General features: G+C 60.1%; 1 rRNA gene and 1 other annotated feature (1 of these 2 only partly in view). The gene reads right to left on the bottom strand.

The window, feature by feature from the left end:
- Positions 1–845, bottom strand: a 23S ribosomal RNA gene (locus CBZ_RS19920); the annotation flags it as partial.
- A gap of 441 nt (positions 846–1,286) precedes the next feature.
- Positions 1,287–1,396, bottom strand: a sequence feature (16S ribosomal RNA rRNA prediction is too short) (it continues 21 nt past the right edge of the window).

Genomic DNA, 1,396 nt, shown 5'->3' with positions numbered 1-1,396 from the left:
AGGTCATCCCCCAGGTTTTCAACCCTGGTGGGTTCGGGCCTCCACGCGGTCTTACCCGCGCTTCACCCTGCCCATGGCTAGATCACTCCGCTTCGGGTCTAGAGCACGCGACTGTATCGCCCTATTCGGACTCGCTTTCGCTACGGCTTCCCCACACGGGTTAACCTCGCCACGTACCACTAACTCGCAGGCTCATTCTTCAAAAGGCACGCCGTCACCCCTGCTAGGGAGGCTCCGACGGTTTGTAGGCACACGGTTTCAGGTACTATTTCACTCCCCTCCCGGGGTACTTTTCACCTTTCCCTCACGGTACTTGTCCGCTATCGGTCACTAGGTAGTATTTAGGCTTACACAGTGGTCTGTGCAGATTCACTCCAGGTTTCTCGGGCCCGGAGCTACTTGGGATCCCTCTCGGGAGGCCACGCCATTTCGTCTACGGGGGTACCACCCTCTGTGCCGGGCCTTTCAATGCCCTTCGACTATGACGCGACTTTCTGACTCCCTGCTGGTTCGGCAGAACCAGCTGAAAGGTCCCACAACCCCGCATACGCAACGCCTGCCGGCTTGAACACGTATACGGTTTGGCCTGATCCGCTTTCGCTCGCCACTACTCACGGAATATCTCTTCCTGCCGGTACTGAGATGTTTCACTTCCCGGCGTTCCCTCCACACACCCTATATATTCAGGTGCGGGTCACACGACATGACTCGTGCGGGGTTTCCCCATTCGGACATCCTCGGATCACGGTTCGTTTGCCAACTCCCCGAGGCTTATCGCAGGCTACAACGTCCTTCTTCGGCTCCTAGTGCCAAGGCATCCACCCTGTGCCCTTATAAACTTGACCACAAAGATCATTCAAAGATGCTCGCGTCCACTGTGCAGTTCTCAAGCTACGACCGGGTGACTCACCTGTACTGCCCTGCGCCTACCCACCAGAAAGTGAGCGGTTCACACGACCAGGCGGCCCGCAGGCCGACGCGCACCCCACCCGCTCGCAAGCGGATCAAGTGCGCGGCGCGACCCCAAGGACAACAACCTTCCGGCTGTTCCCTCAGGACCCAACAGCGTGCCAGGCCGACCCGGTCAACCGGTGAGCATCCGTTCCCTCCCCACAGCAAGCTGCAGGCGTACTAGGAGCCACCGACCACCAAGGCCGGCCAGCAGTCGATGTTCCACCCTTGAGCACCACCCCCGAGCTCGTTCGGCCGGGGCGTGGGCCTGGACACCCTCACCCACCCATGACAGGCGAGCAGGCTGCCAGATGCTCCTTAGAAAGGAGGTGATCCAGCCGCACCTTCCGGTACGGCTACCTTGTTACGACTTAGTCCCAATCGCCAGTCCCACCTTCGACGGCTCCCCCCACAAGGGTTGGGCCACCGGCTTCGGGTGTTACCA

Source organism: Cellulomonas biazotea (genome assembly GCF_004306155.1).
GTDB lineage: Bacteria > Actinomycetota > Actinomycetes > Actinomycetales > Cellulomonadaceae > Cellulomonas > Cellulomonas biazotea.
The sequence above is the reverse complement of the archived record's forward strand: the minus strand, read 5'-3'. Positions and strand labels throughout refer to the sequence as shown.